General features: G+C 61.4%; 20 protein-coding genes. 16 read left to right on the top strand and 4 right to left on the bottom strand.

What is annotated here, in order from left to right; all coding sequences use genetic code 11:
- Nucleotides 1-35: 35 nt before the first annotated feature.
- Together nuoM and nuoN are read left to right on the top strand one after the other, a co-directional pair.
- Nucleotides 36-1,565 carry an NADH-quinone oxidoreductase subunit M gene (nuoM, locus tag FOT55_RS22625; RefSeq protein ID WP_025303660.1) on the top strand — a complete coding sequence of 510 codons (1,530 nt, stop codon included), beginning with the start codon at nt 36-38 and terminating at the stop codon, nt 1,563-1,565.
- Between the two features lie 6 nt (nt 1,566-1,571).
- On the top strand, nt 1,572-3,029 hold the full coding sequence (gene nuoN / locus FOT55_RS22620; protein WP_025303659.1) for an NADH-quinone oxidoreductase subunit NuoN: 1,458 nt from the start codon (nt 1,572-1,574) through the stop codon (nt 3,027-3,029).
- Nucleotides 3,030-3,088: 59 nt separating this feature from the next.
- On the opposite strand, the gene FOT55_RS22615 is transcribed toward nuoN, so the two are convergent.
- The gene (locus FOT55_RS22615; protein WP_147824054.1) at nt 3,089-3,964 is read right to left on the bottom strand and encodes a LysR family transcriptional regulator; all 876 of its coding nucleotides are present in this window, start codon (nt 3,962-3,964) and stop codon (nt 3,089-3,091) included.
- Between the two features lie 288 nt (nt 3,965-4,252).
- On the opposite strand from FOT55_RS22615, the gene FOT55_RS22610 reads away from it, so the two are divergent.
- The 10 genes from FOT55_RS22610 (at nt 4,253) to menE (ending at nt 14,628) form a co-directional block, all read left to right on the top strand.
- Nucleotides 4,253-5,488 carry an MFS transporter gene (locus FOT55_RS22610; protein WP_025303657.1) on the top strand — a complete coding sequence of 412 codons (1,236 nt, stop codon included), beginning with the start codon at nt 4,253-4,255 and terminating at the stop codon, nt 5,486-5,488.
- Nucleotides 5,489-5,618: 130 nt separating this feature from the next.
- Nucleotides 5,619-6,128: a DUF1097 domain-containing protein gene (locus FOT55_RS22605; protein WP_025303656.1), complete on the top strand. Its 510-nt coding sequence runs from the start codon at nt 5,619-5,621 to the stop codon at nt 6,126-6,128.
- A gap of 239 nt (nt 6,129-6,367) precedes the next feature.
- The gene (gene idnO, locus FOT55_RS22600; RefSeq protein ID WP_025303655.1) at nt 6,368-7,132 is read left to right on the top strand and encodes a gluconate 5-dehydrogenase; all 765 of its coding nucleotides are present in this window, start codon (nt 6,368-6,370) and stop codon (nt 7,130-7,132) included.
- A gap of 22 nt (nt 7,133-7,154) precedes the next feature.
- On the top strand, nt 7,155-8,186 hold the full coding sequence (gene idnD / locus FOT55_RS22595) for an L-idonate 5-dehydrogenase (RefSeq protein ID WP_043136539.1): 1,032 nt from the start codon (nt 7,155-7,157) through the stop codon (nt 8,184-8,186).
- A gap of 81 nt (nt 8,187-8,267) precedes the next feature.
- Nucleotides 8,268-8,579: a stress response protein ElaB gene (gene elaB, locus FOT55_RS22590; protein ID WP_025303653.1), complete on the top strand. Its 312-nt coding sequence runs from the start codon at nt 8,268-8,270 to the stop codon at nt 8,577-8,579.
- 380 nt (nt 8,580-8,959) lie between these two features.
- The gene (gene menD / locus FOT55_RS22585; protein ID WP_147824053.1) at nt 8,960-10,636 is read left to right on the top strand and encodes a 2-succinyl-5-enolpyruvyl-6-hydroxy-3-cyclohexene-1-carboxylic-acid synthase; all 1,677 of its coding nucleotides are present in this window, start codon (nt 8,960-8,962) and stop codon (nt 10,634-10,636) included.
- Complete coding sequence (menH, locus tag FOT55_RS22580; RefSeq protein WP_043136534.1) at nt 10,633-11,403, top strand: 2-succinyl-6-hydroxy-2,4-cyclohexadiene-1-carboxylate synthase; 771 nt, start codon at nt 10,633-10,635, stop codon at nt 11,401-11,403. Before menD ends, menH begins: the two co-directional genes overlap by 4 nt.
- 11 nt (nt 11,404-11,414) lie before the next feature.
- A complete protein-coding gene (gene menB, locus FOT55_RS22575; protein ID WP_043136531.1) occupies nt 11,415-12,272 on the top strand; it encodes a 1,4-dihydroxy-2-naphthoyl-CoA synthase in 858 nt (285 codons plus the stop codon).
- Nucleotides 12,272-13,255 carry an o-succinylbenzoate synthase gene (menC, locus tag FOT55_RS22570; RefSeq protein ID WP_142591681.1) on the top strand — a complete coding sequence of 328 codons (984 nt, stop codon included), beginning with the start codon at nt 12,272-12,274 and terminating at the stop codon, nt 13,253-13,255. Before menB ends, menC begins: the two co-directional genes overlap by 1 nt.
- A complete protein-coding gene (gene menE, locus FOT55_RS22565) occupies nt 13,243-14,628 on the top strand; it encodes an o-succinylbenzoate--CoA ligase (protein ID WP_147824052.1) in 1,386 nt (461 codons plus the stop codon). The genes menC and menE overlap by 13 nt, the downstream gene beginning before the upstream one ends.
- 43 nt (nt 14,629-14,671) lie before the next feature.
- On the opposite strand, the gene katA is transcribed toward menE, so the two are convergent.
- Nucleotides 14,672-16,108, bottom strand: coding sequence for a catalase KatA (gene katA, locus FOT55_RS22560; RefSeq protein WP_025303647.1), 1,437 nt, complete (start codon nt 16,106-16,108; stop codon nt 14,672-14,674).
- A 338-nt stretch (nt 16,109-16,446) separates the two neighbouring features.
- Here katA and FOT55_RS22555 point away from each other — a divergent pair, with 338 nt between their 5' ends.
- From FOT55_RS22555 to FOT55_RS22545, 3 genes are all read left to right on the top strand, one after another.
- Nucleotides 16,447-16,986 carry a YfaZ family outer membrane protein gene (locus FOT55_RS22555; RefSeq protein WP_033643844.1) on the top strand — a complete coding sequence of 180 codons (540 nt, stop codon included), beginning with the start codon at nt 16,447-16,449 and terminating at the stop codon, nt 16,984-16,986.
- A gap of 200 nt (nt 16,987-17,186) precedes the next feature.
- Complete coding sequence (locus FOT55_RS22550; protein ID WP_147824051.1) at nt 17,187-19,364, top strand: TonB-dependent receptor; 2,178 nt, start codon at nt 17,187-17,189, stop codon at nt 19,362-19,364.
- Nucleotides 19,365-19,371: 7 nt separating this feature from the next.
- Nucleotides 19,372-20,367: an ABC transporter substrate-binding protein gene (locus FOT55_RS22545; RefSeq protein ID WP_147824050.1), complete on the top strand. Its 996-nt coding sequence runs from the start codon at nt 19,372-19,374 to the stop codon at nt 20,365-20,367.
- Between the two features lie 34 nt (nt 20,368-20,401).
- On the opposite strand, the gene tyrP is transcribed toward FOT55_RS22545, so the two are convergent.
- Nucleotides 20,402-21,610, bottom strand: a complete 1,209-nt coding sequence (gene tyrP / locus FOT55_RS22540; protein ID WP_004935940.1) for a tyrosine transporter TyrP — start codon at nt 21,608-21,610, stop codon at nt 20,402-20,404.
- Between the two features lie 245 nt (nt 21,611-21,855).
- On the opposite strand from tyrP, the gene FOT55_RS22535 reads away from it, so the two are divergent.
- Complete coding sequence (locus FOT55_RS22535) at nt 21,856-23,052, top strand: nicotinamide mononucleotide deamidase-related protein YfaY (RefSeq protein WP_049207301.1); 1,197 nt, start codon at nt 21,856-21,858, stop codon at nt 23,050-23,052.
- A 3-nt stretch (nt 23,053-23,055) separates the two neighbouring features.
- Here the strand turns inward: FOT55_RS22535 and FOT55_RS22530 are convergent, their stop codons facing one another.
- A complete protein-coding gene (locus tag FOT55_RS22530) occupies nt 23,056-24,264 on the bottom strand; it encodes an FAD-dependent oxidoreductase (protein ID WP_238476127.1) in 1,209 nt (402 codons plus the stop codon).
- Nucleotides 24,265-24,327: the final 63 nt, after the last annotated feature.

The raw sequence follows: 24,327 nt of genomic DNA, 5'->3' as shown, positions 1-24,327 counted from the left end.
GTTTGAAATTATTCGTATAAGGGACACAAAACGCCATGCTATTACCTTGGCTAATTCTTATCCCCTTTATCGGCGGTCTGCTGTGCTGGCAGCTTGAGCGCTTCGGTACTAAGGTGCCGCGCTGGATAGCGCTGATCGCAATGGGGCTGACGTTGGCGCTCTCTCTGCAGTTGTGGATGCAGGGCGGCTATACCTTGACCACGCCGAAAGGCATTCCGCAGTGGCAGAGCGAATTCCTGCTGCCGTGGATCCCGCGCTTCGGCATCTCCATCCACCTGGCGCTGGACGGTCTGTCGCTGCTGATGGTGGTGTTGACCGGTCTGCTGGGCGTGCTGGCGATCCTCTGTTCCTGGCGTGAAATCCAGAAGTATCAGGGCTTCTTCCACCTCAACCTGCTGTGGATCCTGGGCGGCGTTATCGGTGTGTTCCTCGCCATCGACATGTTCCTGTTCTTCTTCTTCTGGGAAATGATGTTGGTGCCGATGTACTTCCTGATCGCGCTGTGGGGGCACAAAGCGTCGGACGGTAAAACCCGTATCACCGCGGCGACCAAGTTCTTCATCTACACCCAGGCCAGCGGTCTGGTGATGCTGATTGCGATCCTGGGCCTGGTGTTCGTGCATTACAACGCCACCGGCGTGTGGACCTTCGATTACGAAGACCTGCTGCAAACGCCGATGTCCCACAACGTGCAATATCTGCTGATGCTGGGCTTCTTCATCGCCTTCGCGGTGAAAATGCCGGTGGTGCCGCTGCACGGCTGGTTGCCGGACGCGCACAGCCAGGCACCGACCGCAGGTTCCGTCGACCTGGCGGGCATCTTGCTGAAAACCGCGGCCTACGGCCTGCTGCGTTTCAGCCTGCCGCTGTTCCCTGAGGCTTCGCACGAGTTCGCGCCAATCGCCATGTGGCTGGGCGTGATCGGCATCTTCTACGGCGCCTGGATGGCGTTCGCGCAGACTGACATCAAGCGTCTTATCGCCTACACCTCGGTATCGCACATGGGCTTCGTGCTGATTGCCATCTACACCGGCAGCCAGCTGGCTTACCAGGGTGCCGTGATCCAGATGATCGCGCACGGTCTGTCCGCCGCCGGTATGTTTATTATCTGCGGCCAGCTGTATGAGCGTCTGCATACCCGCGACATGCGTCAGATGGGCGGCCTGTGGGGGCGTATCAAATTCATCCCTGCGCTGTCGCTGTTCTTCGCCGTGGCTACGCTGGGGATGCCGGGTACCGGTAACTTCGTCGGTGAATTCATGATTCTGTTCGGCAGCTACCAGGTGGTGCCGGTGATCACCGTGATCTCTACCTTCGGTCTGGTGTTCGCTTCGGTTTACTCGCTGATCATGATGCAGCGCGCTTACTACGGTGCGCCTAAATCCGACCAGCCGCTGCAGGGCATGACCGCGCGCGAACTGTTCATCATTCTGCTGCTGGTGGTGTTGCTGGTTCTGCTGGGGGTTTACCCGCAGCCGATTCTGGATACTTCCAACGCGGCGATGAGCAACGTGCAACACTGGTTTGGTTCGTCAGTTTCAGCAATTTCAACAACAAGGCCGTAATTCGCCATGACAATAACTCCTCAACAACTGATCGCACTGCTGCCGCTGTTGATCGTCGGATTGACGGTGGTGGTTGTGATGCTAGGCATTGCGTGGCGACGCGACCACTTTATCAACGCCACCCTGACCGTGATCGGTCTCAACCTGGCGCTGCTTTCGCTGTACTTTGTCGGCCAGGCAGGCCCAATGGACGTCACCCCGCTGCTGCGGGTTGACGGCTACTCGATGTTCTACACCGGGCTGGTGCTGCTGGCGAGTCTGGCGACCTGCACCTTCGCCTATCCGTGGCTGGTCGGCTATCCGGATAACCGCGAAGAGTTCTACCTGCTGGTGCTGATCGCCGCCATGGGCGGCATCCTGCTGGCGAGCGCCAACCATCTGGCTTCGCTGTTCATCGGCATTGAGCTGATCTCGCTGCCGCTGTTCGGCCTGGTGGGTTATGCCTATCGTCAGAAGCGCCCGCTGGAAGCCGCCATCAAGTACATGCTGCTGTCCGCCGCCGCGTCGTCGTTCCTACTGTTCGGCATGGCGCTGCTGTACGCTGAATCCGGCGATCTGTCGCTGGCCGGCCTCGGCAAGAGCCTGCAGGAAAACATGATGCACCAGCCGCTGATCCTGGCCGGTATGGGCATGATGATCGTCGGTCTGGGCTTCAAGCTGTCGCTGGTGCCGTTCCAACTGTGGACGCCGGACGTGTATCAGGGCGCGCCTGCGCCGGTCTCGACCTTCCTGGCAACCGCCAGCAAGATTGCGATCTTCGCGGTCGTGATGCGTCTGTTCCTGTATGCCCCAGCCGCCGACAACGAAGCGCTGCGCCTGGTGCTGTCGATCATCGCGTTCTGCTCTATCTTGTTCGGTAACCTGATGGCCATCAGCCAGACCAACATCAAGCGTCTGCTGGGCTACTCGTCGATCGCTCACCTGGGCTACCTGCTGGTGGCGCTGATTGCGGTGCAAACCCATCAGCTGTCGCTGGAAACCGCCGGCGTTTACCTGGCCGGTTACCTGTTCAGCAGCCTGGGCGCCTTCGGCGTGGTCAGCCTGATGTCCAGCCCGTACCGCGGCCCGGATGCGGATTCGCTGTTCTCTTACCGTGGTCTGTTCTGGCATAAGCCAATCTTGTCCGCGGTAATGACGGTGATGATGCTGTCGCTGGCCGGTATCCCGATGACGCTGGGCTTTATCGGTAAGTTCTTCGTGATCGCGATGGGCGTCAGCGCACACCTGTGGTGGCTGACCGGCGCAGTCGTGGTAGGCAGCGCCATTGGCCTGTACTACTACCTGCGCGTGACTGTCAGCCTGTTCCTCAGCGCGCCGGAATCGCTGCAGCGCGACACCCCGAACAACTGGGCGTTGACCGCCGGTGGCGTCGTGGTGCTGATCTCAGCCGCGCTGGTGCTGCTGTTGGGTGTTTATCCGCAGCCGCTGATTTCGCTGGTGCAGATGGCGCAGCCGACGTTCTGATAACGCTTCAGACGGTAAAAAGGTCGCTTCGGCGGCCTTTTTTTATGGAGAAACGGCACTTAGCCGTAATGGGCGCTAAACGACGTTTCCAGCGCCTGCACCACCGCGCGCACGCGGGCGGCACGCTGCAAATCGGGATGCAGCACCAGCCAGATATCCACCCAGTCTTTATTCTCTGGCAACAGGCGCACCAGCTCCGGGTCTTTATCCGCCAGAAACGCGGAGAGCAGGCCGATGCCCAGCCCGCTGCGAGTGGCGGAGCGCAGCAGCAGCTGTGAATTGCATTGCAGCACGACGTTGGGCTCGTGCAGAGCCTCGCCGCAGAAATTGTTCCAGTGGCGCGGCACCAGCTCGCGCGGGAACATCAGCAGATCGTGGCCGCGCAACTGCTCGCCTTTGACCGGCATGCCGCGCCGCGCCAAATAGTGCTGAGTGGCATACAGGCCCATTTCGATGGTGGCTAACCGTTTGATGATCAGCTCATCGTCATCGGGACGGGCGCCGCGGATCGCCAGATCTGCGCCGTGGTAAGAAATATCGGCGATGTTGACCGCCGTCAGCAGCGTGACGGTGATGGCCGGATAGCGTTCCCGCAGATCTTGCAGCGCGGGTATCACGAAGGCTTCGGCCAGGGTATCGGTGGTGGCGATGCTCACGTGGCCGTGCAGGCTGCCATCGCCGCTGGCGGCTTTGCGGTTGATCGCCTGCACCGCATTCTCCATCTTCATCACGTCCGCCAGCATTTCTTCCCCCAACGGGCTGAGGGCGAAGGATTTCGGCGTGCGGATAAACAGCTTGGAACCGAGAGCGTCTTCGAAAGCGGAAAGCCGTCGACCGACGGTCGCCTGATCGACATGCAGCTGGTTGGCGGCTTTGCGTAGCGTGCCACAGCGTGCGACGGCCAAAAAGAAGCGCGCGTCGTCCCAATTCATCATGCCATTTCCTCTCTGCAGATTTGTCGGCGCCGTGGGGCACAGGCCGAGCCTGGCGAACAATAACGGTTTCTATCATAAAGCGTTGTTCTGCCCGGGGGGAGAGAAAGACGGTTAGCGGGCTGCACATCGGCGGTTATTTCTCTGGTGATGCAAGAATGCATCAGGGTGATTCATTCTTGACGATACTTCGCCCGTCGCCGGAACGCTATGATAAGCGCCGTTCCCGGCAGGCCGGGTGAGGAAAATGTCGACGGCAGGCCGCCGTCTGCCGTCTTTGGGAGTTGAAACATGTCAGAAAATACCGCCAGCCAGATTGCGGCGCCGCAAAATGCTCAGGCGTCGGGCAGGACAATTTTATTGTTCCTGGCGCTGGCTTTGATGTCGGCATTGCTGAACAGCAGCGCGCCGACGCCGCTTTATCCGCTGTATCAGCAGCAGCTTACGCTAAGCTCGGTCAGTCTGACCGTCATCTACGGCGCCTATGCCGCCGGCGTGCTGATCTCTTTGTTCGGCGTCGGCAATCTGGCCGGCAAAGTAAAGGATTTACGCAGTATGATCGTGCCGGCATTGCTGGTGGTGTTGAGCGGCGCCCTGCTGTTCGCGCAGGCTGATACCTTTGCCATGATGCTGATGGCGCGGCTGTTGGCCGGGGTGGGCACCGGGGCGCTAACCGGCGCGGCGAACATCGCGTTGGTGCGGTTTGGGCCGCGCGACGGCGGCAAAAATGCGGCGTTGATCGCGACGCTGTCATTCACCACCGGATTGGCGCTGGGCCCGATCTTCAGCGGCATCGCCTTGCAGACCGGTTTCCATCCCACGACGCTGCCATTTGTTTTCATCATGGTCATGGCCGCCGTGGCTGCGTTGGGCGTGATGTTCTCGTGGCCGCGTGGCGTGGTTACGGCGCCGAGCCATGTTACGTCGGCCGAGACAGAAAAAAGCTCGCTGCTCGATGGCTTGCGCGCCACCGGCGGTAAATTCTTTGTGTGTGCAGGGGCTTTATTTATCTGTTGGGCGCTGGCCGCCAGTATTTTGGCAATCGGCCCCGGCGTGGCGGAAACGCTGTTAGGCCTGCACGCTCGTGGCGTCTTTGGCTATGCGATTGCGGTGTATCTGCTGATCGCCGGTATCAGCCAGATCCTGAGCCGCCGCGTTAACGCCCGTCATTCGCTGTTGTTCGGTTGCCTGGCGCAGGTGCTGGCGGCAGTGGTGTTCACCATGGCGATCCAGTGGCATTCTCTTGGGCTGGCGGCGGTGGGGCTGGTGGTGGCCGGCTATGCTTATGGCGCCATTTTCGTCGGCAGCGCGACCCTAGTGAACCTGATTTCGCCGCCGACCAGCCATGCGCGTTTGCTTTCGCTGTTTTACGTTATCGCTTATATCGCCAACTGGGTGCCGATCTTGCTGGGCGTGGTGGTCGATCGCGTCGATCTGAATCAGGCAACCCATTTGCTGTTCCTGGGCAGCACCGTGGTGTGCCTGTTGTTGGCATGGAAGACGTCCCGGGTGGGGTTCCCTCGCTAATTACTTTGTGATGAATATCTATTTTTTATAATTAATGATTCTTTAATTACATTTATAGTGTGATTTTCATCGCATAAATTGGCCTGTTTTCGGGTAAACTGCGCGCTTTCTTTTTGCTGCAGGTCACTTTATGAACGTTCTTTTCGCCATTGCCGTCACCACCGGGATCCTGTCCGGCGTTTGGGGATGGGTTGCCGTCAGTTTGGGCCTGATCGGTTGGGCCGGCTTTCTCGGCTGCACGGCGTATTTCGCCTGCCCGCAGGGCGGACTGAAAGGGCTGTTGATCGGCGCGTTGACCTGCTGCAGCGGCGTCTTCTGGGCAATGGCGATCATCCACGGCAGCGAACTGGCGCCGCAGTGGAATCTGCTGGGGTATCTGCTGACCGGCATCGTGGCGTTCCTGATGTGCATTCAGGCTAAACAGCAGTGGCTGGGATTCGTACCCGGCACCTTTATCGGCGCCTGTGCGACCTTCGCCGGCGGCGGCGATTGGCCGCTGGTGACGCTTTCCCTGCTGGTGGGCCTGCTGTTCGGCTATGCGATGAAAAACAGCGGTCTGTGGTGGGCGGCACGCAGCGATAAAGCCCGCGCTACGCCGCCGATGGACCCGAATGCCGGCTCAAACGGTGCCGCCGAGTGAGTTGCTGCCGCGCCGCTGTGCGGCAGTATCTCCTGATAACCAGGACGGTAACGCTGTTGAAAATTGTCTATTTTAAAAGGGATAGGTATTGACTCTTCCTGTAGGGATTGCGTGAGATCACGTTAAAAGTAACAGGGTTTCGTAACATTATTTTCAGTGATTCCCATCACGTTTTTACCGGTAACAATCGGCTGAGATAGAGGTCTGTCCGATTGGAGGCCTGAAGGCCGGGAATCACCATGCACAACCTGTTTTCTCTGGATAACAAAACCGTCTTAATCACTGGTGCCTCGCGCGGCATTGGTTTTCTGCTGGCGCGCGGCCTGGCACAGCAAGGCGCGCATATTCTGATCAATGCCACCACCGAAGAACATGCCCGGCACGCCGCCGATCGCCTGCGTGAAGAGGGGCTGCGCGCCGATGCGGCGGCGTTCGACGTCACCGACTCCCAGGCGGTGCATGCCGCCATCGACCGTATCGAAGCGGACATCGGCGCGATAGACGTCTTGATCAACAACGCCGGTATCCAGCGCCGCCACCCGTTCACCGAATTTCCGGAGCAAGATTGGGACGACATCATCGCCGTCAACCAGAAGGCGGTCTTCATCGTGTCGCAGACCGTAGCGCGTTATATGGTGCCGCGCCGGCGCGGCAAGATAATCAATATCGGTTCGATGCAAAGCGAGCTGGGGCGGGACACCATTACCCCTTATGCGGCGTCCAAGGGCGCGGTGAAAATGCTGACGCGCGGCATGTGCGTGGAGCTGGCGCGCTACAACATTCAGGTCAACGGCATCGCCCCCGGCTACTTCAAAACCGAGATGACGCAGGCGCTGGCCGACGATCCGGCATTCACCGCCTGGCTGACCCAACGCACGCCTGCCGCGCGCTGGGGCGATCCTCAGGAGTTGATCGGCGCGGCGGTGTTCCTGGCCGCCGACGCCTCCGCCTTCGTCAACGGGCAGTTGCTGTTTGTCGATGGCGGCATGTCTGCGGCGGTGTAATCTTTTTTCGTGGAGTCTGGAGATGAAAATTCAAACCCAGTCCTGCGTGGTCAATGGCAAGCGAGACGTGGCGGTGATCGCGCAAGAAGTGGATTATCGGGGGCAGGGAACGCTGGTAAAAATCAGCCGCGGCGGCATCTGCGGCTCGGATCTGCATTACTTCCAGGAAGGCAAGGTCGGCAATTTTCAGGTGCGTCAGCCGATGGTGCTGGGCCATGAGGTGATCGGTGAGGTGGTCGCCAGCGATTCGCCGCAGCTGCCGGTCGGGCAGAAGGTAGCGCTCAATCCCAGCAAACCCTGCGGGCAGTGCAAATACTGTCTGGCGCAGCAAAGCAATCAATGCGTCGAGATGCGCTTTTTCGGCAGCGCGATGTATTTTCCGCACGTCGACGGCGCTTTTACCCAATACAAAGTGGTGGATAGCGCGCAGTGCATTCCTTACGCCGCCGATCGCGACGACAGGGTAATGGTGTTCGCCGAACCGCTGGCGGTGGCTGTCCACGCGGCGAAGCAGCCCGGCGATGTGACGGGGAAAAAGATTTTCGTGTCCGGCGTTGGCCCGATCGGCTGCCTGCTGGTGGCGGCGCTGAAAGCGCTGGGCGCCGCCGAGATTGTCTGCGCCGATCTCAGTCCGCGCTGCCTGGCGATCGCGAGGCAAATGGGGGCCGATCGGTGCCTGCATGCCGCGGACGACGATTTTAGCGGTTATCTGCAGGACAAGGGGTATTTTGACGTCGCCTTCGAAGTGGCGGGGCACCCGCAGTCGCTGCAGCGCTGTCTGGAGATCACCTGCGCCAAAGGCACTGTGGTGCAGGTGGGCATGGGCGGCAGCTTCCCCGATTTTCCGCTGATGTTGTTGATTGCCAAGGAACTGAATCTGCTTGGATCGTTCCGCTTCGTGGCGGAGTTCGCGTTGGCGGTGGCCTGGCTGGCCGACGGCGTGATCGATCCGCTGCCGTTGCTGTCGGCGGAATTCGCCAGCGGGCAGTTGGCGCAGGCGCTGACGTTTGCCGGCGATAAACGCCAGGCTGCCAAGGTGCAATTGGTGTTTTAGGGTAAAAGTCCGATGGCCGCAGGCGGCGATCCTTGTCTATAGTGTAGGAACGCTTAATTTTTCAACCACGGAGATCTCACGATGGCAAGACATACGGATGCTGAGCAAACTACGCTGGATGACGATCTGAGAATGCTGACCGAGACGCTGGAAGAAGTGCTGCAATACACCGGCGACCGCGCGGATCAGGCCTACATCGACATCAAGTCGCACGCCGAGCAGGCGCTGAGTGAGGTCAAGGCGCGCTGGGCGAACACCGGCGAATCTTACTATGCGCGCGCCAAAGAAGCGGTGCACCGCACCGACGACTACGTGCGGGACAAACCCTGGCACAGCGTGGGCATCGGCGCCACCGTCGGGCTGGTGCTGGGATTGTTGCTGGCTCGCAAATAAACCATGCCATCGGGGCGGCGCAGGCCGCCCCGTGTTTTTCTTCAGACTGTGTTGTTCATTCCGCCGTTTTACCGAAAGCTTTTCCTTATCCCGCCTATACTTCCCGCTAGCCGCCGTTGGAGCACCCCTATTTCCCTTGTTTTTATATGGACGGATTGAGCCGACGCCGCCGCAAGTGTAAAGTGTTTGTGTGTTTATTGTTTGTTTTTTGTTCTAAATCAAATAATTATCTGGTGTAAACACCCAGGGATATACGGCGTTCTTGCGCTGGCGCAAAAGCCGTGAAAATAACACCTCATATAATACAGAGCGTAACTACAGGCGCGGCGTCTGTCGGCTGCGTCGGAGACGATCTCTGCTAACTGACTTGTGAGCGAACTATGTCGACAAGTGTTTTTAATCGCCGGTGGGCGGCTGTGCTGCTCGAGGCGCTGGCCCGCCATGGGGTGCGGCATGTTTGTATCGCTCCGGGATCGCGCTCCACGCCGCTGACGCTGGCCGCCGCGGCCAACCGATCGTTTATCTGCCATACCCATTTTGATGAGCGCGGGCTCGGCCATCTGGCACTCGGGCTGGCGAAGGCGGCGCGTGAGCCGGTGGCGGTGATCGTCACGTCCGGCACCGCGGCGGCGAACCTTTACCCGGCTTTAATCGAAGCCGGCCTGACCGGTGAACGGCTGGTGTTTCTCACCGCCGATCGACCGCCGGAACTGATCGACTGCGGCGCCAATCAGGCGATCCGTCAAAACGGCCTCTACAGCAGCCACCCGACGCTGGCGATCGATCTGCCGCGTCCTACGCCGGATATTCCGGCCGCGTGGTTGGCCTCCAGCGTCGACAGCGCGATGGCGCGCTTGCAGCATGGCGCTTTGCATATCAACTGCCCGTTCGCCGAACCGCTGTACGGCGGCGATGAGCGTCACTATGCCGATTGGTCCGCCGCGCTGGGCGACTGGTGGCAGAGCGATCGGCCTTGGCTGCAGGAAAGCGAGACGCATGCAGTGCCATTGCCGCAGCCGGACTGGTTTTTCTGGCGACAAAAGCGCGGCGTGGTGCTCGCCGGCCGCATGAACGCACAAGAGGGCGCACAGGTGGCGGAATGGGCCGAAACGCTGGGTTGGCCACTGATCGGCGATGTACTGTCGCAGACCGGGCAACCGCTGCCCTGTGCCGATTTGTGGCTCGCGCATCCGCAGGCGCAGCGCCTGTTGCAAGACGCGCAGCTGGTGGTGCAGTTCGGCGGCAGCTTGACCGGCAAACGCCTGCTGCAGTGGCAGGCGCAGTGCCGGCCGGAAGAGTATTGGGTCATCGACGAGCTGCCGGGGCGGCTCGATCCGGCCCAGCACCGGGGGCGGCGCCTGCGCGCCGGCGTGGCGCAGTGGTTGGCGCAGCATCCGGCGCAACCGCGTGCGCCGTGGGCCGCCGGGCTGGCTGCGCTGGCGGATAAGGCGCTGACGGCGGCGTCCACGCATCTGTACGATAACTTTGGCGAAGCGCAGCTGGCGCACCGCCTGCCGGAACTGTTGCCGGAGAACGGCCAGCTGTTTCTCGGCAACAGCCTGGTGGTGCGACTGATCGACGCGTTAACGCCATTGCCCGTCGCTTACCCGGTATTCAGCAACCGTGGCGCCAGCGGTATCGACGGTCTGATTTCCACCGCCGCCGGCGTACAGCGTGCCACCGCCAGGCCAACGTTGGCGGTGGTGGGCGACCTTTCCGCACTGTATGACCTCAATGCGCTGGCGCTGCTGCGCCACTGCTCGGCGCCGACGGTGCTGATCGTCGTCAATAACAACGGCGGCCAAATTTTCTCGCTGCTGCCGACGCCCGAAGAAGATCGTCAGCGCTTTTACTGCATGCCGCAGAACGTCGAGTTCAGCCATGCGGCGGCGATGTTCCAGCTTGACTACGCGCGGCCGGAGAACTGGAGCCAGCTGCAACAAGCGGTTGAGCAAGGCTGGCGGCGCGGCGGCGCCACGCTGATAGAACTGCAGGTGTCGCCGAGTGAAGGGGCCGAAAGCCTGCAATACCTGGTACAACAGATGGCGGTGCAATGATGCTGGCGACGCGAATTTTGCAACAGGGCGAAGCGGGCCGCCCGTGGCTGGTGTGGCTGCACGGCCTGCTCGGCAACAACAATGAATGGCGGGTGATCGCCGCGCGCTGCCCGGAATGGCCGTCGCTGGCCATCGATCTGCCCGGCCACGGCGATTCCGTGGCGGTGGGCTGCCGCGGCTTCGACGACATCAGCGCGCAAATCGCCGCGACCCTGCAACTGCGCAATATTGAACGTTATTGGCTGGTGGGCTACTCGCTCGGCGGGCGCATCGCCATGTATCACGCTTGCCACGGCCGCCATGACGGCCTGCAAGGGGTGATCGTCGAGGGTGGCAATCCGGGGCTGGAGGACGAACAACAGCGCCGCGATCGTTGCGAGCAGGATGCACGATGGGCGGCGCGTTTTCGCAGTGAGCTGATTGCCGAAGTCCTGGCGGACTGGTATCAGCAGCCGGTGTTCAAAGAGCTTAGCCATGTGCACCGCCAGGCGTTGATCGCCGCGCGTTCGGTCAACAGCGGCCCGGCGATTGCCGACATGCTCGAAGCCACCTCGCTCGGGCGGCAGCCTTATCTGGCGCCGCAGCTGCGCCAACTGACCGTGCCGCTGCGGGTGCTGTGCGGTGAGAACGATCCCAAATTTCAACGGCTGGCGCGCGACGCCGGGTTGCCGTTGCGCATCGTGCCGCAGGCCGGCCACAACGCGCATCTGGCCAATCCGCAGGATTTCGTCGCCGAGCTGCAGACATTTCTCGTTAACCCTGGTTAAAGGAACCGAACATGCTTTATCCGAATGAAGAACACCTGTATGCCGCTATCGCCTGGCAGGATTGCACCGGCGATTTCGAAGACATCCTGTATCACAAATCCGCCGACGGCATCGCCAAAATCACCATTAACCGGCCGCAGGTGCGCAACGCGTTCCGCCCGCAAACGGTCAAAGAGATGATCGACGCGCTGGCCAACGCCCGTTACGACGACGGCATCGGCGTCATTATTCTGACCGGCGCCGGCGATAAGGCCTTCTGCTCCGGCGGCGATCAGAAAGTGCGCGGCGACTACGGCGGCTATCGCGACGACAGCGGCGTACACCACCTCAACGTGCTGGACTTCCAACGCCAGATCCGTACCTGCCCGAAGCCGGTGGTGGCGATGGTGGCCGGCTATTCGATCGGCGGCGGCCACGTGCTGCACATGATGTGCGATCTGACCATCGCGGCGGATAACGCCATCTTCGGCCAGACCGGTCCGAAAGTGGGCTCGTTCGACGGCGGCTGGGGCGCGTCTTACATGGCGCGCATCGTCGGTCAGAAGAAGGCGCGCGAAATCTGGTTCCTGTGCCGCCAATACGATGCCGCCGCCGCGCTAGACATGGGCCTGGTCAATACCGTGGTGCCGCTGGCCGAACTGGAAAAAGAGACGGTGCGCTGGTGCCGCGAAATGCTGCAGAACAGCCCGATGGCACTGCGCTGTCTGAAGGCGGCGCTGAATGCCGACTGCGACGGCCAGGCCGGTTTGCAGGAGCTGGCGGGCAACGCCACCATGCTGTTCTACATGACCGACGAAGGGCAGGAAGGGCGCAACGCGTTCAACGAGAAGCGCCAACCGGACTTCAGCAAATTCAAGCGTAACCCGTAATGAGCGGAGCAAACCGCAGCGCGGCGCTATACCGTTACAGCCTGCCGATGGAGGCGGGCGTGGTGCTGCGCAATCAACGGTTGAAAACGCGTGACGGGTGGGTGGTGCAGCTGTGTCAGGGCGAGCGTGAAGGTTGGGGCGAGATCGCGCCGCTGCCGGAATTCAGCCGGGAAACGCCGGCGCAGGCCGAACAGGCCGCGTTGGGCTGGCTGCAGGCCTGGTTGGCGGGCAACGAACCGGAGCACAGCGCGCTGCCCTCGGTGGCCTTTGGGCTCAGCTGTGCGCAGGCCGAGCTGGAGCAGCGTTTGCCGATGCAGGCGGATTTTCGCAAGGCGCCGCTGTGCACCGGCGATCCGGATGAGCTGTTCGAGACATTGAGCGCTTTGCCGGGCGAGAAAGTCGCCAAGGTGAAGGTGGGGCTGTATGAGGCGGTGCGGGACGGCATGATCGTCAACGTGTTGCTGGAGGCGCTGCCGGATCTGCGGCTGCGGCTGGACGCCAACCGCAGCTGGACCCGCGCCAAGGCCGACGGCTTCGCCAGGTACGTTAACCCGACATGGCGCGATCGTATCGCTTTCCTGGAAGAGCCCTGCAAGACCCGTGATGAATCGCGCGACTTCGCCCGGGCGACCGGTATCGCCATCGCCTGGGATGAGAGCGTGCGGGAGGCGGACTTTGTGGTGCAGGCCGAGCCGGGCGTGGCGGCCATCGTGATCAAGCCGACGCTGGTCGGCAGCCTGGCGCGTTGCCAGACGCTGGTGGCGCAGGCGCACGCGGCGGGCCTGACGGCGGTGATCAGCTCCAGCCTCGAATCCAGCCTGGGGTTGACCCAGCTGGCGCGCATCGCCCGCTGGCTGACGCCGGACACCGTGCCGGGGCTGGATACGCTGGGGTTGATGCAGGCACAGGTGCTGCGCCCGTGGCCGGGCAGCGCGTTGCCGCTGCTGGATGTCTCGGCGTTGGAGTGCCTATGGCGCCGTTGAACGATTGGCCGTGGCGACATTGGGCGCGCACTCAGCCGCAGGCGACGGCGCTGATGCTCGGCGAACAACCGCTGAGCTGGCTGGAGTTGCAGAGCCAGGTGGATGAGCTGGCGGCGGATTTCCAGCATCAGGGCGTTGAACCGGGCTGCGGCGTGGCGCTGTGCGGTAAAAACAGCTATCCGCTGCTGCTGGCCTATCTGGCGCTGTTGCAGTGCGGCGCACGCCTATTGCCGCTCAATCCCGCCTTGCCGACGCCGCTGCTGGCGCAGCTGTTGCCGGAATTGGATATGACCTTTGTCTTCGGTCCGGACTCGTTGCCGGCGCTGCCGGAAGACGTGATTCGATTGACCCCGCCTTCGACCGAACCGCGTTGGCCAGACCTGCCGACGTGGGATGCGCAGCGTTTGGCGACGCTGACGTTGACTTCCGGTTCCAGCGGCATGCCGAAAGCGGCCGCGCACAGCTATGCCAACCATCTGGCCAGCGCCGCCGGGGTGTTGGGGCTGATGGCGTTTCAGCGCGAGGATTGCTGGCTGCTGTCATTGCCGCTGTTTCACGTCTCCGGCCAGGGTATCGTCTGGCGCTGGCTGGCGGCGGGCGCCCGGTTGGCGGTGCGCGAGATGCACCCGCTGAACGAGGCGTTGGCGGGATGCACGCATGCCTCGTTGGTGCCGACCCAGCTGTGGCGGCTGCTGGCGCAACCGCTGGCGGACATGACGCTGAAGGCGGTGCTGCTCGGCGGCGCGATGATCCCGGTGGAACTGACCGAGCGGGCGGAGGCGGCGGGGATCCGTTGCTGGTGCGGCTACGGGCTGACCGAACTGGCCTCCACGGTGTGCGCCAAGCGCGCCGATGCGCGGCTGGGTGTCGGCCTGCCGCTCGGCGGCCGCGAGGTAAAACTGGTGGATGAAGAGGTCTGGATCCGCGCCGACAGCCTGGCGCTTGGCTACTGGCGTCATGGCCATCTGCAGCCGTTGGCCGATGAACAGGGCTGGTTTGCGACCCGCGATCGCGGCGCGATGATCGAGGGGGAGCTACGCATTCTCGGCCGGCTGGACAACCTGTTTTTCAGCGGCGGCGAAGGGGTGCAGCCGGAAGATATCGAACGCGTGCTGGCGGCGCACCCGCAGATATCGCAGGCGTTTGTGGTGCCGGTGGCGGACGCCGAGTTCGGCCAGCGGCCGGTGGCGGTAATCGATGGCGATCCGTCGCTGTCGTTGGCGGCGTTGCTTGCCTGGTCGCAGGATAAGCTGGCCAATTTCCAACGCCCGGCGGCGTTGCTCCCGCTGCCTGACGAGCTGAAAAACGGTGGCATCAAGATTTCGCGCCGCCAGTTGCAGCAGTGGGTGGCGCAGCGTCTCTCTGAGGCATAAAAAAGCCGCCCGTAAGGGCGGCTGAGTGAATGATGCAGGGGGATTATTTCAGCCCCAACGCCTTGGCGACGCCGGCGCCGTAGTCGGGGTGCACCTTGGTGAACAGCTCGACCTGACGGCGCTGGATGTGTTCCGGCACCTGCGACAGTTCGCCGGCGATGCGGGTGAACATGCGCTGGTGCTCTTCGGCGCTCAGCAGGTTGAACAGCGCGCGCGGCTGGCTGTAGTAATCGTCGTCTTCACGATGATTCCAGTGGTCGGCCGCGCCCTCAATGCTCAGCGGCGGCTCGCTGAAGTCCGGCTGCTCCTGGAACAGGCCGAAGCTGTTCGGTTCGTAGGTGGCGCCGTTGCCGCTGTTGCCGTCCACGCGCATCGCACCGTCGCGATGGTAGTTGTGGAACGGGCATTTGGCGCCGTTCACCGGGATCTGGTGGTGGTTGACGCCCAGGCGGTAGCGGTGCGCATCGCCATAGGAGAACAGGCGGCCCTGCAGCATTTTATCCGGCGAGAAACTGATGCCCGGCACCACGTTGGCGGGGTTCATCGCCACCTGCTCAACCTCGGAGAAGTAGTTGTCGGGGTTGCGGTTCAGCTCGAAATAGCCGACGTCGATCAGCGGGTAGTCGCCGTGCGGCCACACCTTGGTCAGGTCGAACGGGTTGTATGGCGTCTGCGAGGCCTCATGCTCCGGCATGATCTGGATCTGCAGCTTCCAGCGCGGGAAGTCGCCGCGTTTGATCGCATCGAACAGATCGCGCTGTGAGCTTTCGCGATCCTTGGCGATGATCGCTTCCGCTTCTTCATCCATCAGGTTTTCAATGCCTTGCTCGCAGCGGAAGTGGAATTTCACCCAGAAACGTTCGTTGGCGGCATTGATAAAGCTGAAGGTGTGGCTGCCGAAACCGTGCATGTGACGGTAGGATTTCGGAATGCCGCGATCGCTGAAGTCGATGGTCAGCTGGTGCAGCGACTCCGGCAGGTGGGAGAAGAAGTCCCACTTGTAGACTGGGTTGCGCAGGTTGGTATGCGGATCGCGTTTCACCACGTGGTTGAGATCGGGGAATTTCAGCGGATCGCGCAGATAAAACACCGGCGTATCGTTACCCACCAAATCCCAGTTGCCTTCTTCGGTATAGAACTTCATGGCGAAGCCGCGAATATCGCGCTCGGCGTCGGCGGCGCCGCGTTCACCGGCGACGGTGGAGAAGCGGATAAACATGTCGGTCTGTTTGCCGATTTCGGAGAAGATCTTGGCGCGAGTGTAGCGGGTGATGTCGTGGGTAACGGTAAAGGTGCCGTAGGCGCCGGAACCCTTGGCGTGCATGCGGCGTTCGGGGATAACTTCACGGTCGAAGTGGGCCAGTTTTTCCAGGAACCACACGTCCTGCAACAGCATCGGGCCGCGTTTGCCTGCGGTGATCACGTTATTGTTATCGACAACCGGGGCGCCGGCTGCGGTGGTCAGTCCTTTCTTGCTCATCACTTGCTCCTTATCGTAGTGCAGTTAAGTAAAGACTCGGGCGGTTTAAGCGTTCATCAGCATAGTCCTTTGGCGGGGCTTCTTCCCCTGACCTTGGTCAAAGCCACTACTAGTTGTAGCCCTATTGCCGAGCGACGGCAAATAGGTCTCGGTTATCGTTGGCATCGCCTTGACGAATATGGATTTTTGTTTGCAAATTTTTACATTTATTTGATTATTGAAGAATTTTTTCGCTTTTATCCCTTAAATACTCATTGCGCTTTGGTATAGACTCATGACGTTATTATTATGCGTTGATTCGATCATTCAGTACGGATGACAAACCAGAGGGAAAGATGATGAAAAAGACTTGGGTCGCGTGCGCGGCAGGATTGCTGTTTGTGACCGGCGCGGCGAACGCCATCAGCGTGTCGGGCGAAGCCGGGCAACACTACACCAACCTGGGCGTTGGTATGAGCACCGGCTCTTCAGGTCTGGGCCTGACCGGCAACTGGGCGCGCAGCGACCACGACGGCAACGTCGGCAGCGTGGGCCTGAACTTCGGCGTGCCGCTGGGGCCGTTGACGGCGACCGTGGGCGCCAAAGCGCTGTACCTCAGCCCGAAAGACGGGAAAAGCGGCGGGGCGGTGGCGCTGGGCGGCGGCCTGGAGTGGGAAATTAACCGTTACTTCAGCCTGCACGGCGAAGGTTACTTTGCCCCTGAGTCTTTCACCAGCGGCGTGAAGGCCTATAACGAAGCCAGCGGCGGCCTGCGCTGGAAGTTCCGTCCGCTGAGCGTGGACGTGGGCTACCGTTACATGCAGATGGAAGGCAAAGACGGGCGTCGCGACAACACCCTGGCCGATGGCCCTTATGTCGGTGTCGGCCTGAGCTTCTAAGGCCGGCTGACGGGCTGCGGCCCATCGCGTTTTCCGAATCCCTCGGTCCTTGGCCGGGGGATTTTTATTTGTGCCATCAACGGGAAATCCATCCGGACTCTGAATGGCAAAAGATTAAATAATTTAAAGACTCGACGATCGGCATCGCCATAGGCGAGCACATGCCGTAAAATACGTAATATAAATATTTATATAACGATATGGACGTCATGACTTACCGAAATCCACTGGCGGCGCTGATGCCGCTGCTTGCCTCACTCTTTCCTTATACCGCTGCGGCGCAGGCCGATCGTGACGAGGTGTTGACCGTCACCGGCCACGCGTTATCCCCCGCGACGGAAAGCGCATCCGGCGCCGGTTTTAAAACGCCGGAGATTGAACTCGGGCCGCTGGGTACCAGGGCCTGGATCGATACGCCTTATTCTTCCACCACCGTGACCCAACCGATGATCAATAATCAGCAGGCGAAAAGCGTCGCCGAATTGCTGAAATATTCACCGAGTACGCAGATGCAGGCTCGCGGCGGCATGGACGTCGGGCGGCCTCAAAGCCGCGGTATGCAGGGCAGCGTGGTGGCGAACAGCCGCCTGGATGGGTTGAACATTGTCTCCACCACGGCCTTTCCCGTTGAAATGCTGGAACGGCTGGACGTGCTCAACAGCCTGACCGGTGCGTTGTATGGCCCTGCGAGCCCGGCCGGGCAGTTCAACTTTGTGGCGAAACGCCCGACGCCGCAACCGTTACGCGAGGTGACGCTCGGGTATCAGAGCCGCAGCGCCTTCAGCGGCCACGTCGATCTCGGCGGCCATCTCGACGACGACAATATGTTTGGCTATCGCATCAATGCCCTCAACGAAGAGGGCGAAGGCAGCGTTGACGACAGTACCTTGCGCCGTCGGCTGTTGGCCGTGGCGTTCGATTGGAATATCAAGCCGGGCACGCAGCTGCAGCTGGACGCCAGCCATTACGAGTTTCTGCAAAAGGGTTACCCCGGCGGCTTCAGCTATGGGCCGAATGTTCCGTTGCCCTCCGCCCCTAATCCGCAGAATAAACACCTGGCGCTCGAGACGGCGGGCAACGATTTAACCACCGATACCCTCAGCACGCGCCTGATTCATTACTTTAATGACGATTGGTCAGTCACGGGCGGCATAGGGTGGCAACAGGCAGATCGCGCCATGCGTTCGGTATCCAGCACTCTGCTCAACGGCAGCGGCGATATCAAACGGTCGATGAGCGACTCCAGCGCCTCGGGGCGATTTCGGGTGTTGAGCAATACGCTGGCGCTGAACGGCCATGTCGATACCGGTTCGGTGGGGCATGAGTTGGCGCTCGCTACGACGGGCTACGTCTGGTCTATCTACAGCGGCAAGGGGGCCAGCCGGCGCTACGATTTGGGCATCGACAATATGTACCATCCGTCGGCGCTGCATGAGCCGGGCGACGGAAAAATCCCCAAGAACGGCGCGCGCTATAAATCCAGCGAGAACAGCCAGCAGAGCGTGACGTTCGGCGATACGCTGACATTCAATCCGCAGTGGTCGGCGATGCTGTATTTAAGCGAAAGCTGGTTGCAGACGCGGAATTACAGCGCTGACGGCAAGAAAATCGAAGAAGACAATCAGCAGGGTTTCAGCCCGAATGCGGCGTTGATGTACAAAATCACCCCGACGCTGATGGCCTATGTCAGCTATGCCGACTCGTTGGAGCAAGGCGGTACGGCCCCGTTGGGGGAAGGCGTGAAGAACGAAGGGCAGACGCTCAAACCCTACCGCAGCCGGCAGTATGAGGTTGGCCTGAAAGCCGACGTCGGGGAAATGAACCTCGGCGCCGCGTTGTTCCGCCTCAAGCGGCCGTTCGCTTATGTTGACGCCGAAGACCGTGTGTACAAGGAGCAAGGCGAACAGGTTAACAATGGCCTGGAGCTGACGGCCGCTGGGCGCGTGGGTGACGGGCTGAGCCTTTTTGGCGGCGTCACTCTGCTCGATCCGCAACTGAAAGAGACGGTTTCCGACAGCACACGCGACAAACGCGTGGTCGGTGTGCCGAAGGTGCAGGCCAATATGCTGGTGGAGTACAGCTTGCCGTCGATGCCGCAATGGGTCTATAGCGCCAACGTGCACTATACCGGCAAGCGAGCGGCGAACGACACCAACAGCACCTGGGCTGACAGTTACACCACGCTGGACCTGGGGGCCCGCTACGTTACCCGGATTCATTCTGTGCCTGCGACCTGGCGGCTGGCGGTCAATAACGTCACTAACGAACATTACTGGGCCTCTATTTTCCCGTCGGGCACGGATGGCAATGGCGGTTCGTCGAGCGCCTTTCTCGGCAACGGCCGTGAAGTGCGCGCATCTGTCACGTTCGACTTCTGAGGGTGCTATGAGAATCGTATCGTTGCCCGTATGGGGGCTGTTGGCTGGCGTGTTGTTGCACGGCAGTTTGTGGGCTGCGCCGCCTGCGAGCGAAATGCGCATTGCCTCGCCGTGGCCCGCGCAAAACGCCATCATCGCGATGCTGGGTTATGGCGATAACATCGTCGGCACCTCGAATGTCGCGAAACAGATCCCGCTGTTTCGCCAAAGCCTGCCGCGCATTGACGCCGTTCCGGTAGTGAGTGTGAATAGTGGGCAAGCGTTGAATCCGGAACAAATCATCGCGCTTGGCACTCGGCTGCTGTTTGTGCCTGACAGCATGAAAGTGCCGCAATTGGATTTACTCGAACGGGCTGGGGTGCGCGTATTGGCGTTTAAAGCCAATTCGATGGCGGCGCTGCGCGAGCGAGTGTTAAAAACGGGGGCCGCGCTGGGGCCGGATGCGCAGGAAAAAGCGTTGGCTTACGAGCGCTATTTTTCTCGTAATGTGGCGCGCGTCGCCGAGCGGCTGAAGGATTTGCCGCCAGGGCAGCGCATTCGCGTTTATCACAGCATGGGCAATCCGCTGATCACCTCAGGGCGGCCGTCGCTTAACCAGGATTGGATGGATCTGGCCGGCGCCGCCAACGTGGCGGAAACGTGGTTTGGCCTGAAAAAAGAGGGGGCGGGCGAAGTGGCGCTGGAGCAGATCGTGGCCGCCAATCCGCAGGTGATCGTGGCGATGAACAGGCGCGATGCCGAAGAGATACGCACGTCTGCGCAATGGCAGGGCATCGATGCCGTTTTGCGGCATCGGGTCGTGGTCAATCCGAAGGGGATGTTCTGGTGGTGTCGCGAGACCAGCGAAGAGGCGCTGCAGTTTTTATGGTTGGCGAAAACGCTGTACCCGGCGCGTTTTGCCGACATTGACATGCGGGAAGAGACGAGAGGTTTTTATCGGGACTTTTTCGGTCTGTCGCTCACTGCGGCGCAGATTGACGCTATTCTTAATCCACCCGCTTGAACAGATTCGGGGGCCGAAACGGCCCCCGAATACGTTACCCGACCGCCGGCAGCATGCCGCTGGCGATGCCCAGTTGGATGGCGATCACCGTTACCCCACAGACAAACACCAGCGCCAGCGCCGGGGTGCCGCCCCAGACGCGGTACTGCGCCTGATGCTTTTGGCGAGTTTTCCACACCAGCAGCGAAGGCAGCAGCAGCGCCAGCACCGACAGGGCGATGGCGGCGAAACCCAACGCCAGCACGAAACCACGCGGATAAAACAGCGCGAAGGCCAGCGGCGGCAAGAAGGTGATGGCGCCGGTTTGCAGGCGGCCACGCACGTTATCTTGCCGCTTGAACAGGTCGGCCAGGAAATCGAACAGCCCAAGCGCCACGCCGAGGAACGAGGTCGCCAGCGCCAGATCGGCGAACAGGTGCACCGCCAGTTCAACGTGCGGCGAAGCTACTGCATCACGCACCGCCTGCAACAGGCCATTCAGCCCGGCCTGCTGAGCCAGGATGCCGACGAAGGTGTCGGAGCTGATGCTGCCCAACGTCGCCAGCTGCCAGAAGATATAGGCGATCAGTGGGATCGCGCTGCCGATGATAAACACCCAACGCAGTTTGCGAATGTTGCCGCCCATGTAGTTGACGATGCTCGGCACGCTGCCGTGGAAGCCGAAAGAGGTGAAGATCACTGGAATGGCCGACAGCGCCAGGCCTTGCTCCAGCGGCAACGTCATCAGATTGGTCTGGTGGATATTCGGCAACATCAGGCCGAGCATCACCACCAGAAACACCACTTTCGCGCTGAACAGGATGCGGTTGAACAAGTCGACCGAGTGGGTGCCGATGCACACCACGCCGCCGGCCACCAGGGTGAACAGCAGGACGCCGAGCGACACCGGGAAGTCCTGTGACGTCCATTGGCTGATGCTGGTGGCGAGCAGTTCGCCGGCGCCGCTGATATAGGCGGCGGTGAGGGCGTACATCAGGAACATCATGCTAAAGCTGGTCAGCCACTGGCCGCCGCCGCCGAGATAACGTTTGGCGAGCGTGCCCAGACCGGTATCCGCCTGCTCATGCTGGTAAACCTCCACCAGTAACAGCGCGGTGTAACACATCAACAGCCACAGCCCGACCAGTAAGGCCAGCGTGACGCCGAAACCGACGCCGGCCGCCGCCAGCGGCATCGCCAGCATCCCGGCGCCAATGGTGGTGCCCGCCACGATAAAAACACTGCCAAGAGTGCGATTCTTCACGTTTTTTCTCTACCAGCCGAAAGATTTTGAAAATTATAGGTAACGATTTATGAGGATGGCAGGATAGTGGAAGCCCTAATTTGTGTCAAACCGACGTTACGAATGATGTACATAAATGTTTACATTGCGGCAGACTGCATGGCACATGAGGAACGGGCCCATGGCTGAAATTATCCGCAGGCGGCTAGTGAAAAGTTATTTACGGGCTTCTATAGTGGAATGACCAAAAAATGTGGGAGAGATCAATGTTAAGGGTAGAGATGCTCAGTACCGGCGATGAGGTGCTGCACGGGCAAATTATTGATACCAACGCCGCCTGGCTGGCGGACTACCTGTTCCAGCAGGGGGTGCCGATGAGCGGGCGTGAAACGGTCGGAGACAGCCTCTCTGCGTTGATCGAGATCCTGCAGGAACGAAGCCATATCGCCGATGTACTGATCGTCAACGGCGGCCTGGGGCCGACCAGCGACGATCTCAGCGCGCTGGCCGCGGCGAAAGCCTGTGGCGTAGAGCTGGTCGAACGGGCCGACTGGCTGGCGCGCATGGAAGCCTATTTCACCGAGCGTGGGCGGCCGATGGCTCCTTCCAATCGCAAGCAGGCGCAGATCCCGGCCAACGCGGAAATGCTGGATAACCCGGTGGGCACCGCCTGCGGTTTCGCATTGCAGCTGAACAAATGTCAGATGTTCTTCACTCCCGGTGTACCGTCGGAATTCAAAGTGATGGTCGAACAGCAGATCGTGCCGCGCCTGCGCCAGCGCTTCACCTTACCGGCGCCGCCGCTATGCCTGCGCCTGACGACGTTTGGCACTTCCGAGAGCGATCTGGCCGCCGAACTGGATGGCATGCCGCTGCCGCCGGAAGTGGTGCTGGGTTACCGCTCATCCAGCCCGATTATCGAACTGAAGCTGACCGGGCCGGAAAGCCGGCGTGCGGAAATGGAGCAGGCATGGCGGCGCGTGCGCGAAGTGGCGGGGGACAACTGCATTTTTGAAGGCACCGTCGGGTTGCCGGCGTTGTTGACGCAGCGGCTGAGTCAGCAAGGGCTGAAGCTGGCGTTGAGCGAGCAATTCAGCGGCGGGTTGATCAATCTGCAGCTGCAAAGCGAGGGTGCACCGCTGGCGGGGGGCGAGCTGCTGCCGGCGCACTGTATCGAAACGCTGGAAACGACGCTGGCCCGCGCCCGCTCGCTGGCGGAGTTGACCGGTGCGCCGTTGGCGTTGGCGGTCAGCGCCATGCGCGATGAGCAGGTGAGCATTGCGCTGCACACGCCGCGCGGCGGTATTGGCCAGACCGTGCGTTATCGTGCGTCGCGCCACGGCCTGCGGCTGCGTCAGGAGTCGGTGGCGATGCTGGCGCTGGATATGCTGCGCCGCTGGCTGAATGGGGGCCAGGCGTGCGGTAAAAACGCCTGGCTGGAGGTAGTGGAAATTATCGAGTGACGGTCATGGCGCCGAGTTGCCGGCGTCACGGCTTTGCTGCAGCCGTTCGGACGCCAGCCGTGACAGGCGTATCGCCGCGGCACCCCGCACGTGCAGTTCCAGACCGTAGTCCCTGAGCGCCTGCGCGGCGCTGCCGGCTTGCGCCAGATGCGTCGCCAGGCTGGCGGCGTCCGCCAGCGCGGTGTTGGCGCCAAGACCGCCCGCCGGGCTCATGGCGTGCACGGCGTCGCCGAGAAAGGCGATGCGTTCGCTGTGCCACACCGGCATCGCCTTCGTGACCTGCACCGTCCGCACGCTGAGCGACAGGGGATCCGCCAGCGCTAACGCCGTTTGCAAGGCGGGCGCCCATCCCTGCGAGATATGCCGTACACGCGCCTGCAGCGTTGCGCTTCCCTTCGCCCGTGTCGGCCCGCCGAGCCGTTCAGCCGATCCGATACAGGCCCAATAGAGATAATCGTCGACCGGCGTGAGGCGGCAATCGGGCGCGTAGTCGGCCGCCAGCTGCGCCAAGGGCGCCTGAAAGCGCATCGGTTCAATCACCAGCGATACGCCGTCGGCGAAGATCACCGATACGCCGTTCAGCAGCTCAGGGGCCAATTGGGCCCGGGTTGCCGCATCGAGCGGCGTTTTGCCGTAAAGAGTGACCGTGCCGCTGTCTTCGGGCCCCGCCTCGGGCAGGCAGCGCCGCCGCACCAGCGAGTTGACGCCGTCGGCGGCGATCAGCACATCGACTCGCACTTGCTCGCCGTTGACGAACTGTAGCTCCACGCCCTGCGGCGTTTGTGCAAATTCACGCAAGGTATGGCCGAAACGCACCCGGTCTTGCAGGCCGGCAAGCAGGATCTCGCGCAGCGTTTGGCGCTGAATGCCGAGATCGCCGCTCGGTTCTTGCGTTTGGCGCTGGCTGGACGGCAACCAGTGCTCGGGGCGCCGGCCGGTGAGCGGGGCAAGCTGCGGATCCCATAGATTGCTCTCGCCGCTGTTTTGCGCGCTGCCGGCGCAGAGCAACCGGTAGTGCGCCGGCGGCAGGCAGGCGGCCAGCGCCTGCTGGCCAGACGGATCGATGCGCAGCCGGTAGCCCTGATCGCGCGCTTGCGGCGTGGTGTCGCGTTCAAACACCGTGGCGTGGATGCCGAAGCGGCTCAGCCCCTGAGCCAGACACAGACCGCCGGGCCCGGCGCCGATAATGCCAATGCTGGGTGTTGTCATCATGTTCCCTCGTGAGTCAGTGGCCACAAACGGGAGCGGCCGGAAGCATTTCATTATGTCGGCGCA

This window comes from Serratia bockelmannii, from assembly GCF_008011855.1.
Taxonomy (GTDB): domain Bacteria; phylum Pseudomonadota; class Gammaproteobacteria; order Enterobacterales; family Enterobacteriaceae; genus Serratia; species Serratia bockelmannii.
Note: the sequence above shows the minus strand (reverse complement) of the source record. Positions and strands in the feature narration are given on the sequence as shown.